The 15,951-nt window shown below is 48.3% G+C and carries 21 protein-coding genes and 1 tRNA gene; 15 read left to right on the top strand and 7 right to left on the bottom strand.

What is annotated here, in order from left to right; genetic code table 11:
• Window positions 1-42 precede the first annotated feature (42 nt).
• Window positions 43-996: a hypothetical protein gene (locus R3I13_RS12175; RefSeq protein ID WP_346318230.1), complete on the top strand. Its 954-nt coding sequence runs from the start codon at window positions 43-45 to the stop codon at window positions 994-996.
• Window positions 977-1,489 (top strand): hypothetical protein, encoded by a 513-nt coding sequence (locus R3I13_RS12170; RefSeq protein WP_346318229.1) that lies wholly within the window; start codon window positions 977-979, stop codon window positions 1,487-1,489. The genes R3I13_RS12175 and R3I13_RS12170 overlap by 20 nt, the downstream gene beginning before the upstream one ends.
• A gap of 182 nt (window positions 1,490-1,671) precedes the next feature.
• Here R3I13_RS12170 and R3I13_RS12165 read toward each other — a convergent pair whose 3' ends face one another.
• From R3I13_RS12165 to R3I13_RS12135, 7 genes are all read right to left on the bottom strand, one after another.
• Window positions 1,672-2,622 carry a GNAT family N-acetyltransferase gene (locus R3I13_RS12165; RefSeq protein ID WP_346318228.1) on the bottom strand — a complete coding sequence of 317 codons (951 nt, stop codon included), beginning with the start codon at window positions 2,620-2,622 and terminating at the stop codon, window positions 1,672-1,674.
• 146 nt (window positions 2,623-2,768) lie between these two features.
• Entirely contained in the window at window positions 2,769-2,975 is a 207-nt protein-coding gene (locus R3I13_RS12160; protein ID WP_346318227.1) for a helix-turn-helix transcriptional regulator, read from the bottom strand.
• 2 nt (window positions 2,976-2,977) lie between these two features.
• Window positions 2,978-3,526, bottom strand: coding sequence for a hypothetical protein (locus tag R3I13_RS12155; RefSeq protein WP_346318226.1), 549 nt, complete (start codon window positions 3,524-3,526; stop codon window positions 2,978-2,980).
• A gap of 174 nt (window positions 3,527-3,700) precedes the next feature.
• Complete coding sequence (locus R3I13_RS12150) at window positions 3,701-5,653, bottom strand: sulfatase-like hydrolase/transferase (RefSeq protein WP_346318225.1); 1,953 nt, start codon at window positions 5,651-5,653, stop codon at window positions 3,701-3,703.
• A 318-nt stretch (window positions 5,654-5,971) separates the two neighbouring features.
• Window positions 5,972-6,313 carry a hypothetical protein gene (locus tag R3I13_RS12145; protein WP_346318224.1) on the bottom strand — a complete coding sequence of 114 codons (342 nt, stop codon included), beginning with the start codon at window positions 6,311-6,313 and terminating at the stop codon, window positions 5,972-5,974.
• Entirely contained in the window at window positions 6,313-6,828 is a 516-nt protein-coding gene (locus tag R3I13_RS12140; RefSeq protein WP_346318223.1) for a hypothetical protein, read from the bottom strand. The genes R3I13_RS12145 and R3I13_RS12140 overlap by 1 nt, the downstream gene beginning before the upstream one ends.
• Window positions 6,829-7,010: 182 nt before the next feature.
• Window positions 7,011-7,424, bottom strand: a complete 414-nt coding sequence (locus tag R3I13_RS12135) for a hypothetical protein (RefSeq protein WP_346318222.1) — start codon at window positions 7,422-7,424, stop codon at window positions 7,011-7,013.
• 111 nt (window positions 7,425-7,535) lie between these two features.
• Here R3I13_RS12135 and R3I13_RS12130 point away from each other — a divergent pair, with 111 nt between their 5' ends.
• The 13 genes from R3I13_RS12130 to R3I13_RS12070 all read left to right on the top strand — a co-directional run bounded on the left by R3I13_RS12130 (window position 7,536) and on the right by R3I13_RS12070 (window position 15,948).
• Window positions 7,536-7,790, top strand: a complete 255-nt coding sequence (locus tag R3I13_RS12130) for a hypothetical protein (protein WP_346318221.1) — start codon at window positions 7,536-7,538, stop codon at window positions 7,788-7,790.
• Window positions 7,777-8,013, top strand: coding sequence for a hypothetical protein (locus R3I13_RS12125; protein WP_346318220.1), 237 nt, complete (start codon window positions 7,777-7,779; stop codon window positions 8,011-8,013). Before R3I13_RS12130 ends, R3I13_RS12125 begins: the two co-directional genes overlap by 14 nt.
• Entirely contained in the window at window positions 8,010-8,384 is a 375-nt protein-coding gene (locus R3I13_RS12120; RefSeq protein WP_346318219.1) for a hypothetical protein, read from the top strand. The genes R3I13_RS12125 and R3I13_RS12120 overlap by 4 nt, the downstream gene beginning before the upstream one ends.
• Before the next feature lie 284 nt (window positions 8,385-8,668).
• Window positions 8,669-8,815: a hypothetical protein gene (locus R3I13_RS12115; protein ID WP_346318218.1), complete on the top strand. Its 147-nt coding sequence runs from the start codon at window positions 8,669-8,671 to the stop codon at window positions 8,813-8,815.
• 165 nt (window positions 8,816-8,980) lie between these two features.
• The gene (locus R3I13_RS12110) at window positions 8,981-9,190 is read left to right on the top strand and encodes a hypothetical protein (RefSeq protein WP_346318217.1); all 210 of its coding nucleotides are present in this window, start codon (window positions 8,981-8,983) and stop codon (window positions 9,188-9,190) included.
• Between the two features lie 430 nt (window positions 9,191-9,620).
• Window positions 9,621-9,797 (top strand): hypothetical protein, encoded by a 177-nt coding sequence (locus R3I13_RS12105; RefSeq protein ID WP_346318216.1) that lies wholly within the window; start codon window positions 9,621-9,623, stop codon window positions 9,795-9,797.
• A 245-nt stretch (window positions 9,798-10,042) separates the two neighbouring features.
• Window positions 10,043-11,002 carry an ATP-binding protein gene (locus R3I13_RS12100; RefSeq protein ID WP_346318215.1) on the top strand — a complete coding sequence of 320 codons (960 nt, stop codon included), beginning with the start codon at window positions 10,043-10,045 and terminating at the stop codon, window positions 11,000-11,002.
• A 30-nt stretch (window positions 11,003-11,032) separates the two neighbouring features.
• Complete coding sequence (locus R3I13_RS12095; protein WP_346318214.1) at window positions 11,033-11,923, top strand: hypothetical protein; 891 nt, start codon at window positions 11,033-11,035, stop codon at window positions 11,921-11,923.
• 55 nt (window positions 11,924-11,978) lie between these two features.
• Window positions 11,979-12,608 carry a hypothetical protein gene (locus tag R3I13_RS12090; protein WP_346318213.1) on the top strand — a complete coding sequence of 210 codons (630 nt, stop codon included), beginning with the start codon at window positions 11,979-11,981 and terminating at the stop codon, window positions 12,606-12,608.
• A 5-nt stretch (window positions 12,609-12,613) separates the two neighbouring features.
• Entirely contained in the window at window positions 12,614-13,339 is a 726-nt protein-coding gene (locus R3I13_RS12085) for an N-6 DNA methylase (RefSeq protein ID WP_346318212.1), read from the top strand.
• 10 nt (window positions 13,340-13,349) lie between these two features.
• Window positions 13,350-14,066 (top strand): hypothetical protein, encoded by a 717-nt coding sequence (locus tag R3I13_RS12080; RefSeq protein WP_346318211.1) that lies wholly within the window; start codon window positions 13,350-13,352, stop codon window positions 14,064-14,066.
• A gap of 11 nt (window positions 14,067-14,077) precedes the next feature.
• Window positions 14,078-14,149 (top strand) — tRNA-Cys (locus tag R3I13_RS12075).
• 14 nt (window positions 14,150-14,163) lie between these two features.
• Complete coding sequence (locus R3I13_RS12070; RefSeq protein ID WP_346318210.1) at window positions 14,164-15,948, top strand: ParB/RepB/Spo0J family partition protein; 1,785 nt, start codon at window positions 14,164-14,166, stop codon at window positions 15,946-15,948.
• Window positions 15,949-15,951: the final 3 nt, after the last annotated feature.

The raw sequence follows: 15,951 nt of genomic DNA, 5'->3' as shown, positions 1-15,951 counted from the left end.
CCATTTTCCGGATATGCGGATATTTGCGTATGTTTAGGATATATGATCCCGGAAACTCCCATACCTGCCGGAAATAGAAAAAGCCTGTGGCTATCCGCGGCTATAACAGCGCTCATCGCCGGTCTTCTCAGCTGGCTGCTGATCTATGTAATGGATGATTATGGCATTGCATTATTTTTCCTTACGCCGGTTTTTATTGGATATTTTTCAACTGTTTTTTACGGCCGTAGCCGGCAGATTACGCGGAAACAGGCGGTTGGCGCAGGTTTGCTCTCCCTGGCTATATTTTCCGTTGGTTTGCTTGCATTTGCAATGGAAGGGCTTATCTGCATTGCTATGGCGGCGCCTCTTGTAATACCGGTCACATGCGTCAGCAGCCTGATCGGCTTTGCTGTATTGAACCGGAAGCACAACAATAACTGGATCATCCTGCTTCTAGCAGGCAGCATTCCCGCCACTGCGTTTATCGAAAGTAGCAACAGGCCGCCTTTACGGGCTGTTGTCACTTCCATAGAGATCAATGCCAGCGCGCAGGCTGTTTGGGAACAGGTCATTGAATTTCCTGTATTGAAGGAGCCGGAAGAATTTATTTTCAAAACGGGCATTGCATACCCGGTAAACGCAAAGATAGAAGGGGCGGGCATTGGAGCGGTAAGGCACTGCAATTTTACCACCGGCAGCTTTGTAGAACCTATCACGGTGTGGGACGAGCCGAGGCTGCTGAAATTTGATGTAGCAGAACAGCCGGCGCCTTTAAAAGAGCTGAGCTTTTGGGACGTCAACGCGCCGCATCTGCACGATTATTTTGTTTCCAGGGAAGGCCAGTTCAAGCTGGTTGAGCTGCCCAACGGACATACGTTGCTGGAAGGCACTACCTGGTATTATCATGATATCAAGCCCGCCTTTTACTGGCGCATATGGAGCGACTACATCATTCATAAAATTCACCGGCGGGTGCTGGAGCATATTAAAACCAATGCAGAGAATGCGCAGTAGGATGCTTTTAACGGTTATTACGCTGTTTTCTTTCACCGGAAGCATAGCGCAATCCCATGAGTTCCGCGGGAAGACGGTGATGAGCAATGGTGCCGAGATTGGCGTGGGCACGATTATATTTCCTCTCCTGAAAGATACTATTGAAATAGGCGAAACAAGCACGATAAAAGTAGATATCAGCCAAAAAGGCCGGAACCTTTTTTATTACAGGTGGGGAGATTGGAAAAGCCAGGTTTACCGTTTCCCCGGCGGCTTCTGTGCTGATACGCTGGTGACAGTTGTGGTGCCTGACAGCGGATATTATGCGTCATTTTCCAAACAGAAAAAATGCCCGGTATGCCTGTCGGGCAAAAATGTCGTTCCCATTCTCTATGGCCTCCCCGAGAAAGCGTTGTTGAGAAAAGCAAAGAAAAGGAAAGCGTACCTGGGTGGCTGTATTGTTTCGGAAGACTCACCCAGAGCTTATTGCAGGAAAGACGACTTCGAATTTTAGTATTCAGCGTCTCCTCTTCCAGGGTTGTTTCTTTACAACCCATACTGCGAAAATGACAAGAAAGATAGCCCAGATCCAAAGTAAACCCATCGGTCATATTTTTATTTTCCCTGACCTGCGGCAGGTGCATCCAGCATTTGTTCAAGGTACAAGGGATGAATGATGGGACAAGATACATAAAATTATTCAAGCCTCAGCTCCATCTGTATATTACACCTCTCATAAGGCGAAACATGCCCCGCTACTTTCTGGAAACCAAGTTTGTGATACAGATTGATGGCCGGTTTTAAGATCGTATTGCTTTCCAGGTAGAGGCTGGATGCGCCCAGTGCGCGGGCTTTTTCGATGATGGCCCGGCCCAGCAGCCAGCCAATGTTCTTGCCCTGCGCCGCGGGGGAAACGGCCATCTTCGCCAGCTCGAAATCATAATGCGGGTCATCCATTTTGATGAGCGCGCAAACGCCCACGGGTTCGCCGTTGTACAGCGCCACGATGATCGCGCCGCCGCGTTTCAGGATGTAGGTGTCCGGGTTGTCCAACGCTTTGTGGTCTGCTTCTTCCATTTTAAAATAAGCAGAGATCCATTCTTCATTCAGCGCTTTGAATGCTTTGGCATACTTTGGTTTGTAATCCACGATCTGCACCCGGCTGCTTTCGCGTTGCTTTTTCTGATCCTGCACGCGCCGCAGCAGGCTCTTCTGTTCCAGCACAAATTCCCATTCCCCGATCGCTTTCCAGAGATCGTTGCGGGTGCCGCCGAGTATTTCTTCAATGGCGCTGTTCACATCTGTATATTGTTCCTTGATCTTTTCCGCGATCTCTTTTCCTTTTTTGGAGAGGCTGACGAGGGTTCTCCGCCCGTCAGCCTTGTCTTTCTTTTCCGTAACAATACCTTTCTTCGACATTTCAGCGACGATCTTGCTCACGGAAGGGTGGGAGTGGCCGATCAGCTGCGCTATTTCAGTGATGGTGTTCTCCTTTTGGGAGAGGGCATGGAAAACGGGGAACCATTTAGGCTGAAGATCAACCTGGTAGAGCTTATAGATCTCCGCCGCGTCTTCTGTGATCTTGTCGGTGAGCAGCCGCAGCCTGCTGCCGATGGCCATTTTGCCGGTTTGGTCGTAAAAATTCATATTGTAGTTAATTACGTTCCTGATTACGCAAATATAATGGAGTATTTTGTCATGGCCAAATCCGGGTTATTTTTGGGAGATTTTTGAGATCGTTTTTCGGCGGGGTTTTTAAATGAATCGCATTGTGTTTTCATGCCGGGAATATATTACTCCGCAACATACTCCAGTATGTCCGCAGGCTGGCAATCCAGTGCTTTGCAGATGGCTTCCAGCGTGCTGAACCGGATCGCTTTGGCTTTTCCTGTTTTGAGAATGGAAAGATTGGACAAGGTGAGGCCTACTTTCTCTGAAAGCTCATTCAGCGACATTTTCCGCTTTGCCATCATTACATCCAGGTTTACGATGATCGGCATATCTATACAGTTAAATCGTTTTCAGTTTGGATTTCTACTCCTCTTTTAAAGATCTGCGCAACAATAAAAAGCGTCACGCTCATAAACAGCCACACATCCGCTCCGCCCAGGTGCAAACCTTGTGTATCAGGCATCTTTACTCCTTGTTTAACTAACCACTCAGTATATTTAACGCCGCACCAGGAGAACAGGCCTGTCCCAAAAGCAAGGCCGGACATTTTAATCATAAAAACCCTCAGTTCCCCACTGAATGGCTGGGACAGGTCCAGTTTCTTTTCCTGCAAAATTTTTACGATCAGGTAAAACATGAATGCCTTCACGATCAGCACAATGCTTATCAGTAATGCTTCTGCGAAAAAATAATCGGGGCCGTATTTATAAAGGCCCGACAGATCATGCTTCCCCAAAAAGGTCGCAGCATTGGCGGGGTTGATCACCAAAGTATAGAAAGCGCTGAACATCGAAGCGCCCGCCTCAATGCATAGGCCGATAAATATGATCCATGAAAGCACAAGCGATATTTTCAGGATCCGCCTGGTGGTTATTTCCATAATTGTTTCGGTTTTCGATAATGAATGATGAGGTAAAAGTAATAAATATTTATTGAAAAACGATAAATAATCTTCAAATTTCGATGATCAAGCGGATTGGTTATTTTGAAAAAAGGGACAAGCAGCGTTTAAACTGGCTTGTCCCTCCGGCGGAATTTTCAATCAAGACGGGTTTTAATCTGCCCGCAATCCCCCATGTTTGAAAAGGTAATACGCGGTCTGGTAATATGCGATCGCTTCATTCGCGGTCTTGTCATTTTTTATCACTGTCTGGCTGTTGTCGTGAAACGAATACTTCATCGTCTCAACACGTTGTTGCGGCGAGAGAATTACAAGACTGTCTTTTTTCAGGTATGCGAGTTTCTGGTACGTGCCCAGGAAAGCACGCGGACTATATCCCTGTTGCCTTACATCCATTCCGTAAAGGTTGCTGTCGTAATCCCAGTGCAGCAAGCCGAACAGGGTAGGGAACAGGTCGATCTGCGAGCATAGCTGCGGGATAGAATCATGGCGCGCGCCGGGCAGGTTGCAGATAATGGCGGGGATGTGGTATTTCGAAATATCAATCTCGTTTTTTCCTGCGCTGCCCGCGCAATGGTCCGCAATAAAAATGAAAACGGTGTTGCTGTACCAGGGCTCTTTTTGCGCGGCTTCCAGGAATTGGCCGATGGCGTAATCCGTATACTGTACCGCGCCTTCCCTGCCTGAGCCGGAGGGATAGTGGACCTTCCCTTCGGGATAGGTGAAGGGCCGGTGATTGGAGGTAGTCATTACGAAATCGAAGAACGGTTTTCCTTCGCTGAATTTTTTACCGGCGTCGCGGAGAACGGTGGTGTAAAGGTCTTCATCGCATATGCCCCATGCGTTCCGGAAGTGAATGCCGCTGTCAGGGATTTCGGTCCTCCTGGCGTCGAACCGGTCGCCGATCACCATGTGACGGCCTTTGTCGGTGATGTCGTAGCCGTTGCTGCCGAAAAACTGGTTCATATTGTCGAAGTAGCCGTCGCCGCCGTAAAGGAACCCGGTAGCATAGCCTTTCGAGCGGAAGATGGCGCCGATAGTAGAGAGATGTTCGTTGCCGGGCCGGCGTATGATGCTGCTGCCGGGAGTAGGCGGTATGGCCAGCGACAATGCTTCCATTCCCCTGACCGTTCGCGTGCCGGTGGCATACATTTGATCGAAAACGAGGTTCTTCCGCGCCAGTGAATCGAGCACAGGCGTAAGTTGTTGCGTATTGCCGAACCGCTCCATGAAATCAGCGCTCAGGCTTTCGATGGTTACCAGGATGACGTTAGGCCGCGTTTCATGACCGCCGCCCAATATATGCCTGCGGATGCTGGCGCCCCCGTGCAGGAAGGAACTGCCTTCTTCCCTTAGGCATTTACGTGCCACGGCAAAGGCGGTCCTGTCGTCCATCAGCCGGTAAAAATGATCGTAGTTCAGTTCATTGTTCCTGAATGCGGAAAAGAAGGAGTAAATACCTGCTTTTGCCAGCTCGTCCTCATACCGGTTATGTCCTTTTTCTGCAAGCCCGTTGCCGATGAACAACACGTATACCGCGGCAGTGCCCAACAATCCGCTGAAGATGCCTGCCCGCTCCAGGAATGGCGCGTCTCCCGTAAAGGCCGCCCGGAAAAGCCCGGCTGTGGCGAAACCCCAGGTGATAAGCCCTGTTATTGCCAGCATGGAAGTGATCAATACCGGCAGCGGGTATGATTCGTTGATGTTCTGCACTACTTCGTAAGTGTAGATCAGGTAATCGACCGCGATAAAATTGAACCGGCTGCCAAACTCCCGCCAGAACGTAAATTCCGCGAAGAATGAGAACATCAGGATCAATGTAGTGATAAAGAAGAACACGTATGTCAGTACCCGGTTGAATAGGCTGGCGCTCCACCGGGACGGCAGCAGGAGCAGGTACGCGGCATAAGGCAGCAGGAAAAAAGCGACCACGCCAACGTCGAACAGCAGGCCTGTGCCAAAGATCCGAAGAACGCCCGCCAGCGTCAATTCTATGTTATCCAGGGAAATGATCATGAAGGTCAGCCTCATCAGGGTAGACAACCCGATGAACATAACCGCGAAACCGGCCAGCAGCCGGTAGTTTTTGTGATTGAAAGGAGACATCGTCTAATTCGTTTGAATTTCCAGGCATGCGTCTGCAACAGGAACCCGCTGCATGCTTATTTCCTGTAAAGCTCGTAACCGAATTGGAAGAAATTTGGAATACGGGGTTAATAGCTTTGTTAGATGCGGATTTTGATCGGGAAATAATAAAGCCCGCTCGGGGAGCAGGCTTTTGTTGTGAACCGGATTGGATTCGAACCAATGACCTGCTGCTTAGAAGAAACCAGCCTCCGGTTTTAGAATACTCACATCAATTATCTAACAAGTGTTTGAATATTATTAGTTACTATAATACAAGCTTTTGCATTTCGCCCTGTGTTAACCCTTAACTTTTCCGGCGTATTCCGCGTCCAGCTTGATTATGATCTCCTTCAGCTGCTCGGAAATTGACTTTGGTTTCGTATCAGCCAAAATCGGGCTTCCCTTACCGTAGATGAAATAATTCATGTCCAGGTTGAAGTGCACGCCTATCCGGTACAGGTGCTCCAGGGTGAAGTTTCTGGTCCCGTTGGTAACCATCTCCCTCAGCGCTGAATATTGAATACCCGCGATCTCTGCGAACTCCGGATAGCCCTTTACCTGGCCTGTTTTAATAGCAGTGGCCGCGAATTTCAGCATCCGCTTTGTAACCTTGCTAGTAGTTTCTATGTTCTTCGCCATTATTTATAGGTTGATTCCCATTTTGAGCCATCGCTAAAAACCACTTCTGTTGGCCACGCTTTTATTACTTTCCTTCCATCCTTACTTAGAATATTCCAAGTAAGTGTAAGTGTTTGTCCTGGTTTGAGCTTTTTATCCATAAATCCTCCTCCAAATCCATCTGGGCCGAGCGACGATCCCATATCTGCAGGATCGCCAAAAACGTTTTCACCATACCACCTAAATTTCACCCCCTCAACTGTTTTTGTTCCTTCATTCTTAAAAGTCAGGGAGATGTCCTTGTAATTTGAATATTCCTTATTATGGAGCCAAGCCCTTTTTATCTTTATCGGGGAATTTTCAATTCCTATTGTATCGAACCATACCATACGTTCCGAAGCCTTAGTTATGCTATCAGTATAATTCCGTACAAATGCGGCTTTTTCCGCTGCCAGCTCTGGGCTCTCCACACTTTTACCTTTTTGTTGGCATGAGGCCACAGCGATGGCGATAATCACAGGTATTGCTTTTTTCATAGTGGTTAAATATTTGATGCGCAGTAGATCTACGCAGCGTTTTATAATTATCCACAGTGGAAAACGCAGATTGTCTGCGCACTGTTATATAATTTTTGTTGTCTGTAATAACCAAACCCCTACTGCTATGAAGAAGAATGGAAAGAATGATTCAAAGAGCCATCAGTCCCAAAAAAAGAACCCTATTTCCTACCTGACCGCCGAAGATTTACAAGTTCTTCAGTGGTACTCTTTTCGATGTCGGTTAAGCAATCCTCATAAGACCGCGGCTTCCCCTTTAAAGAAGAAACCTCGGACATGATCCATGCTAAGTGCCTTTGTAACGAAACTATCTGAGCTCTTTCAATATTTTCTGGATCATCTGCAGCAAAAGGAACAGTCGGAACTACCCCGGCTATTTGATCCTTAAAATGGGATTTAAAATCTTCAACATGCTTTTTGGAAACATCTTTACTCCCTCCAAGAAGTCCGGATATATAGGTCCCGCCTACGTTCAGTTTCTCCCCAATTTGCTGATTGGTGAGACGCCGCCCGGCTTTTTTTTCGTTCTCTTTTGCCTTTTTAACCAAAAAAACAAATTCTTCTTTGAGATTCATTTAACAAACTGGGTTTATACTAAACGATTTCTAAAAGTGGAAAATTTCTATATTTCTACTTTTTTTATAGAAAGATTCTACATAATATTGCAATAACAAATCAATACTGAAATGTTAGAGCAAACAAATGTAGATAAAAAGTTTAATACAAAGCCAAAGCAGCGCCGTGTTTATGAAACGTTGACTGATGAGGAGCGCAAGCAGCTCCGGCAGGTGACGATCGGCCACGGTAACATGGCCAAATGTGAGGACGCAACCCGTTTGTTTCGTGCAACCATCATGAACGCCATGGCTGGCGGCAGGCTGATGCCAGCAACCGCCAAAACCATTCGTGACTACATAAATGTTTGCCATGAGCCTGCCTAAACAAGAACAATCGCGCCGCCGGGTGGTGGCTGCATATAAAGAAATGAAGGCGGCGTTGAGCATCGCCCTCGAAAAGGCTACGATAATTGAGAATGAGCTGGGGGGTCTCAACCCTCCGCCATCTCAAAAAGTTGGCCTTACTCCTGAGCAAATCGCCGGGGAGCTGGCAAAATCCCGTACACGCCGCAACATTCCTGCTTACCCTAATACCAATGTAAAATGAACATGTTAAAAACTGATCCTTCGCCCTTCCTGGTTACCGACCAGCAGGATTACCTGCTGAAGAACGGATTCAGCCTGCAAGTCGCTGGCTATAATGCCCTTCTTTTTTGCAAGGATGACATGCAGGTGCGTATCGTGAACGACGTGCTGATCCTGGATCGCTGGCAGGACGGAGACGAGGATAACACCGCCGGCTTCCGGGAAGAGCAGCGCTTCAACCATATATCCGCGCTGGATGAGGTTCAGTGGTGGTTTTTGCTGGATGCGTATGGTATTGTGCGTATCAAAGACTTCGCGAAATCCGCCAGCAGGAATGATGCGATCGACTTTTTTGTCGAGATGACGAAGCCGTTCCAGGCGCTTAGCTCTTGATTTACAATTGTGTAACACGCATATATAGCTACCTCGCCGGCACTGTTCCCGGTGCTGGATTTTCCAAAGCTCATATTTCTTAATTCTTAATACTTGAAATTATGCATCCTGTTTTACTCCCCGGAATTTTAGCAACATGCTGCTATGCCGGATTTATCGGCCTTGCTTTCAAAACCAAAGGTTTCAGGCAATGGAAGTAGCGCTTTGTTTGCTGGCTTATGTGGTGGTCATCCTTTTTATCTGGCAACTGTTACGCTGGATATCATATAAAAACGATCGACGCGATGAAAGAAATTCTCAACGGCGCCGCGATGGTGCTACAGGCAAGCAATAACCTTGGGCTTCATATCATCTGTTGTGTAGTGATATCAGGTCTTTGGTGCGGATGGATGAAGTGGAGGGGACCCGCGGCCACCGATGGCCAGGAATAGCGTTTTCATAGGTATAGGGATAAATAAGGCAAGCCGGGAGTGTTCCCGCTCCCGGGCCCTTTCTCGTACCGTGTAAAATATTGTAAGTACCGAGGTCCTATTGGGGTGGATTTCTACCGGCCGCGGGGAATCAGCGGCACTTTTAAACCTTCAAATATTTATTCCATGGAAAAATGGATGCAAATAGATGTAAAACAAATTGGCGAAGTGTACACCATGTGCAATCTGTATGCAGACGGTTATTGTGTGCCGGTCGTTATGAAGACTGAAGATTATCAGTTATTACACCATAAAGGTTTCTTCGTCAGGCCTCAAAACAAACCGGATACTGCTGGTGCACTGAATACTTCAGATACTTATTATACCAAAACATAACTGCGAAGCCCCTGGCGGCCGCTTAACGCAGAAACACTGGGGTTCACGAAAACGATTCATCATGAAATAATAGAGCAGGATCATACGCAAACGAAGAATTTCCTTAACGAAAGATGGTTTGTAGATTTTTAGACATACAGCCGGCATGATCCACCGGCTAACATGGGGGCGGCGACAGGTTTTTCTGAATATTTTTTTACTGTCGGCCTTGGGGGTTCGTAACCCCAGCCTCCTCGGAGGACCCCGCTTCAAAAGGGGAGTAGCCATGAGTACTTAACAGATTACACTATCCGGGAACAATTCACGGATGGATGAAATCGCAAGTAAGATTGATTTGAACAAAGCCTAGTTAGTTGATTATGGGGACGATAAGAGGTTGTCGTCCCCAACTTCGAAAGTTCATTTTGCTCACTATATAAACATTTGAAAAATGCACGACGAACATGCAATCCCGGCTGAAGAAGCCGTAAAACTGCAAACACAGGCCAACGCGACCGGTGATACGGTTCAGCCGGCAGAAAAAGAAAAAGTAAAACCTGAACCGGCAGCTGCTGGCCCTGGTGCAGCTGATGATGAAGAGCCGGTTCGCTACGATGATGAGATGTAGGATTCAACAGGCTGGAAACCGAAGGCCCTGCGCCATAACAGGGCCTTCACTTAAACTCATCAAAATGAAGAAGTATAAATATACCCTGGTAGAATGGGCGGCGCTGATCCTGGTGAGCGCACTGATCGTTGCTGTGATCTGCCTTTTGTTCAGCATTGACCCTAGGTACCCATATTAAAAAGGCCGCGGGGAACCGCAGCCAGGCTTTAAGTAAATCATAAAAATTAATTCAAAACTACACAAAAATGCCAGTATTAAAAAAATCAGACCCTTTGCCGGAGCGGCCCGTTATCATCTTCATCTACGGCGAGCCCGGTATCGGTAAAACTTCTCTCTTCAACACTGCAGCGAAACCATTATTGCTGGATTTCGATCGCGGGAAGGACCGCGCCGTCTTCCGCCAGGACACGCTGGTCGTTAATCGCTGGGAAGACGTCGAGGCAGAGGAAAAGGCCGGCACATATAAAGAATACAGCACCATAGGCATTGATACCGCCAAATCTGCGCTGGATGACTTTCTCATGGCCTATGTGGTAGAGAAGGATTTCGTAGCCAAAAAGAACAAGCTGAAGGCCTACGGCGCCATTGGGGATGAGTTCAAGATCTTCGTATCCAATCGCCGGGCTGAATCAGCTGATATTGTTGTCATTGCCCACGCAAAGGACGAAAAGGAAGGGGACATCACCCGCAAGCTGCCCGACGTAACGGGCGGTTCCTACCAGCTGCTGATGCGCATAGCTGACCAGGTTGGCTATATGAGCACCCGCAACAACAAACGCACCATCTGCTTCGAGCCTACCGATACCAACGTCGGGAAGAACGTTGCCCGACTGCCGATCATCGAGGTGCCCGACCAAACAGATCCTAAGTTTCCCACTTTCCTGGCCGGCATCATTGCCAGCACAAAGGCCGCCATCTGCAGCCTTTCTGAGGCCCAAAAAGAGGCGATGGAAAAATCGGAACGCTACCAGAAGGAAATCGAAGCCGTAAACGGTCCCGCTGAGCTGAGTTTGTTGTTTGCACCTGTGATGGAATTGCAGTCAAAAGCATTGCGGGCGGCACTTTTGCAGAAAATGAGTGAGAAGCAAAAGGCTAACGGCTGGGTTTGGGATGATAAGCAAAAATGTTTCTTTGATCCCAACGCTAAAAAAGAGGAAGAACCTTCTTCTAAGCCGGTCGCTGAAGAACTACCCTTCAGACAGTAACCAGTTTTCTCATACTTCAAACCCTAAACAATGGCAAAAACTAAACTTAAAATAGAATCTGTAACGGCGGAGGTAAATGAGCATCCCACCCAGCAGACTGCCGGCCTGCGGAAATTCAACAAGGCGGAGGAGCAGGTAGGCAAAGCTGTAAAAGCGTTGCAAGAGATCACGTCGGTTTCCTGCCAGGACCAGCTGGAAATCGCAATGGCACAAATGAAGGCCGCCAAGGCCGTCGAGAAGGTCATTGAAGAAAAGCGAACTGAACTCGTTAAACCCCATAACGATGAGGTTAAACGGATCAATGCTTATGCCAAGGAGCTAACTGGAAAGATTCCGCCGGCAGTTGAGGCTGTAAAGAAGCTGGTGCTTACTTTCCACCAGGAGGAAGAACGCAAGCAGAAGCTCCTGCGTACCGAGGCGCGTGTTGCGCAATTGGTTGCCATTGGCTTCGTTGCGGTATGCGATACTTCCAAGCAGGTTGATTCCTTCGTGTACGGCACGTCCGTTACCATTCAGATGTTTTCCATCGAAAACGAAGATGATGCGCTCTGGAACTTACGTATCACCCGGACAGAAGCAGACATCCACCGCCTGAAGGAAGTGTTGTTAAAAGCAAAGGAAACGGAGCTGGAAGAGATCGATTTCTTCGGCTCAGAGCAGGACAAAACGGCTGTGAGAGAGCAGATCAACAAATTGCAGTCAGCACCTGTTCAGGGTGTTGATATCCCAACCGGCCAATATTCGCCAGCCAAACCAAAAGGTCTAACAAAGCGGTGGGCATATGAGGTCACGGATCTCGCGCAGGTTCCCCGCGGGTTTCTGCAGCTGGATGAGAAGGCAGTCAAAGAAGCTATCGCTTCCGGCGTTCGCCAGATTGCAGGCATCAGGATCTTCCAGGACGAAAGCATTACCATCAGATAAACCCGCGCCCATGTACAGAGTTAGCGTTACAACCCTTGAGAAATTCCGCAGGTTCATGAAGGAGGTTTCCGAATTCGATACGGAGGCCGCCCTGATAGAAACCCTGCAAGGAATTTTTCAAGGCAACGATAAAACAAAAGTCGGATCCGGCTTCCATGGCCTTATTGAGGGCAAATACAACCGGCAGGGGAATCTTTACGCGGCGGAGGATATTCTTTTTACGCAAGACCAGGCAGCGGTTGCAATTGACTTCCGCAATAGCCACCCGCTGATGATCCCGGAAGTTACTATCTACCATACCTATACAACGGCGTTCTTCCCGATCCAGGTCAGTGGCCGGGTGGATGGGATTGAAGGAACGAAGGTTCATGATCACAAATGCAAATTCCGTACTCCGCCGTTTACCGAGTACCTGGACAGCGTTCAGTGGAAAGTTTACTTGGATGCGCTGGCCTCGGATATCTTCCAATATAACATTTTCGAGGTGAAGGATTTTGATGCTTTGATCGGCGACGGCCCGTTCATTGTTGACGAAGGAGTTTCTTTCCTGGCTCACGAACCAATGATCTGCACCAGGTACGAAAGCATGCAGCAGGAGATCATATCCCTGCTCAATTATTTCCTTGACTACGTGCATTCACGCGGACTTCTGCAGTATTTGAAGCCCGCTATTGTTGACCATTAAAAAAAATGGCAGTCACAACCAAGGCGGCGGAGAAGGCTTTTATCAATGTTTTTGAGCTTCTCAGCCGCAAACAATCATACGCTGAGACTTTTACTCACTTTTTAGATTTTTCGTTGTTTATGCTTTCAGCCCGCACGCAAGAATATTATGAACAGTTCAGCTACCTGGAGAAAATTTATACCGAGGAAGTTGAAGCTAAAGCCATGGCGGAGCTGTATATAAACTGGATAACTATCGCGGACGATGGCGGTCACGGCTTCCGTGATGCTTTCGGCGACCTGTTCATGGAACTGATCAGCCACGGCAAGAATGGCCAGTTCTTCACACCACAGCCTGTTTGCGACATGTTGGCTCGGCTAAACCATGGGGATGATCTTAAACCCGGCATGCCTGTTTGCGATCCTGCATGTGGAAGTGGCCGCACCCTGCTGAGCATGGCAAAGCTGGAGCGACGGCTGAAGTTCTACGGTGCGGACACCGATATCACCTGCTGCAAAATGACTGTTTTAAATATGCTGGTCAACAGCCTGGAAGGTGAAATTGCCTGGATGGATTCCATTAGCTTGGAGCACTACCGTAGCTGGCATATACGCAATGTCCCCTATGTCGATGGCTTCGTTCCGGTGTACACTGTTACTGGGGCGGGTGAAACGAATTTTTTCCGTCGTAAAGAAATGCAGGGAGCAACGGAGCCGCCCCGCCAAACAACAGGACAATTAAAACTTTTCTAAAATATAACTCATGGGAAGAAGAAAGAAAATCAACACCGCGGAGGATTTTGAGGCCTCCGAAAACGGCCAAATACAGGAGGACGTGATCCTTGCCAAAAAGAAGCGAGGCCGTCCCGCAAAAGGGAATATTACAAAGGGGCTTTTGCAGATCATGGAAAGGGAAAAGAAGCCGATCGAAGTCCGATCCGGCGCCTTGAAAGGTATCTTCTGCGATTACAGCTATGACCACATGGTAGCGCAGAACACCACCAACAACGTCAGGATTTCCAGTCATGTGCCAGTGCATGCTGACTTGACGGCCGCATTTAAAAGGCTGCATGTCCATCTGGCTGTAATCTGTGAGGAGATCCACGCGGATGATATCCCGGACATCGATAATCTTCCGGTTCTGAACGAGGCCTGGGACGCGGACGACAGCCGGCAACCACCCTTGGCGGCAAAGCTGGCCAAATATGCAGTTTCGTCTTTCAAAATTGTTGGTAATGGTGAAAACGAAGGGGTGGTGCTCACCGGCGGGAAGCTGCTCAGCACGACGGACGAGGTGGGCCTGACCACACCTGTCACCAAATACCAGTCTGAATACCCCTTTGTTAATGAACTGCGCATCGCGGTAGACGATCTGGTAAGCGAGATTGAAGCCTACATGAATGGCAAACAGGCGCCCCCGCGCCAAACTGAAATGGTCTTTGCGGACGAAGACGAGTTTGATGACGAAGAAGATATTTAATACTCACGGACGCCGGTGTGGTTGAGCGGATAGGCGCCTGACTGCAGATCAGGATCACAGGGGTTCGAATCCCTTCACCGGCTCAAATTTTTTCACAATGGACGATTTCAAACACATCGAAATTAAAAGTATACAGGCTGATCCTAATCAGCCCCGTAAATTCTTTGATGAATCGGCGTTGCAGGAGCTTACTGATTCTGTACGGACCAAGGGCATTTTGCAGCCTATCCTGGTCCGTCCTGCCGGCAAGGACGGTTATATCCTGGTTTGCGGCGAACGGCGCTATAAAGCGGCATATGCTGTAATGGCTGCTATCAAAGACCGTAATACGATCCCCGCGGTGATCCGGGAACTTACCGACGAACAGGCGTTGGAGCTCCAAATCGTCGAAAACCTACAGCGTAAGGATGTTCATCCCATGGAAGAGGCCGTGGCTTTCAAATCCCTTCTCGACCATAAACAGTTGGATATACAGGAGATCGCCGCCCGGGTAGGAAAGAGCATTTTCTACGTTCGCCAACGTCTACGACTGAATGATCTCACCGAGTGCTGGCAGAAGACATTCTTCACTGGTCATATTTCCATTAAAGCCGCAGTATCCATTTGCCAGCTGTCTCCTGATGCACAGGATTCTCTTTTCGAATCCGTTGAAACGGAAGACCTGGAGCCTGGTGAATTGGTCGACATTGACGATTGGGGGATCCGAAACTTCCGCGGCTCTTTAAAGTCTGCACCTTTTGATCTCCAGGATGAAAGTCTCGTTTCCGGTGTGACCGCCTGCGGTAATTGCCATTACAATAGTTCGGTTTCTCTGCTCTTTCCTGATGAGGCCAAAGATCCACGTTGCGCAAATGTGAAGTGTTTTGAAGCAAAATGCCATGCTCATCTTTCGCGGGAGCTGCAGGCAGCAACGGAAGATCCTACGGTCCTTCTTGTGAGCAATAACTATCATCTACAGGGCCGGGCGAAGAAGCTCATTGATGAGGGATATTTTGTCCTGGCTTCAAAAGATTTTGACGACGAAGAGCAACCTGAGCCGCCGGTTGTACAGGAACTTCGGGACAAGTATGAGGACGAACTCGCCGCCGGCGAAAAGACCGAGAGCGATATTCTCCAGGAATTCGATGAGCTCTGGATACAGCACGTGAAGGAGCTCAAGCAGTTTCAGAAGAGAATTGAATCCGGCAAATTTAAAAAGGCCTTCGTGGTAGAAGGGGCCGGGGCCGGCCAATACATCTACGTAACGCTGCGTCAAAATGCGGAGCAGAAAGCGGCCCAGGCAGCCGTTGCCAGTGGTGATTCCGTCACGACTGGAGATATAGAAGCCGAAATTGCCCGACTGAAAGAACGTGAAAAGCGCAACCAGGAGCTGGATGCTGAGAAGGTTCACAAGCGCCTGGTTGGTGAGTTGAAAATCCATCCCGGCTTCTATGATGGTAAAAATGTGCTGTTAGACAACGAATACATCGCGCTTGGGATCCTTCTTTATGTAACTGCTGATCACACCACTGGCGAGTGGATCGCTAAAAAGCTGAAATTCAACCGTTACGATTGGGACAATATGCCGCTTTATAAAAAGTTGTCTGGCGTCAATTCTGCTGAACTCAAAGGAATCGTTCATTCACTTATTCGCCGTAGCCTGATGGATAAGCTTGTCAAAGACAACGACAACCCGTACAAAATCGGGCGAGCGGCAGCTATGCGTGCCATTGCGATCGATTTTATGCCGGCGCTGGTTCAACTATATGACGAAGAGCAAGGTGAGGTGGCAACCAAACGTGAGGCGAAAGTGAATTCTCGAATCGATGAACTTAAAAAGCAGTTAAAGGCGCTTCAGCCTGTTACGACGCCGGCTAAAAAGAAATCGTCACCTAAAAAATAGAAA

The organism is Chitinophaga sp. YIM B06452, assembly GCF_039655965.1.
GTDB lineage: Bacteria > Bacteroidota > Bacteroidia > Chitinophagales > Chitinophagaceae > Chitinophaga.
Note: the sequence above shows the minus strand (reverse complement) of the source record. Positions and strands in the feature narration are given on the sequence as shown.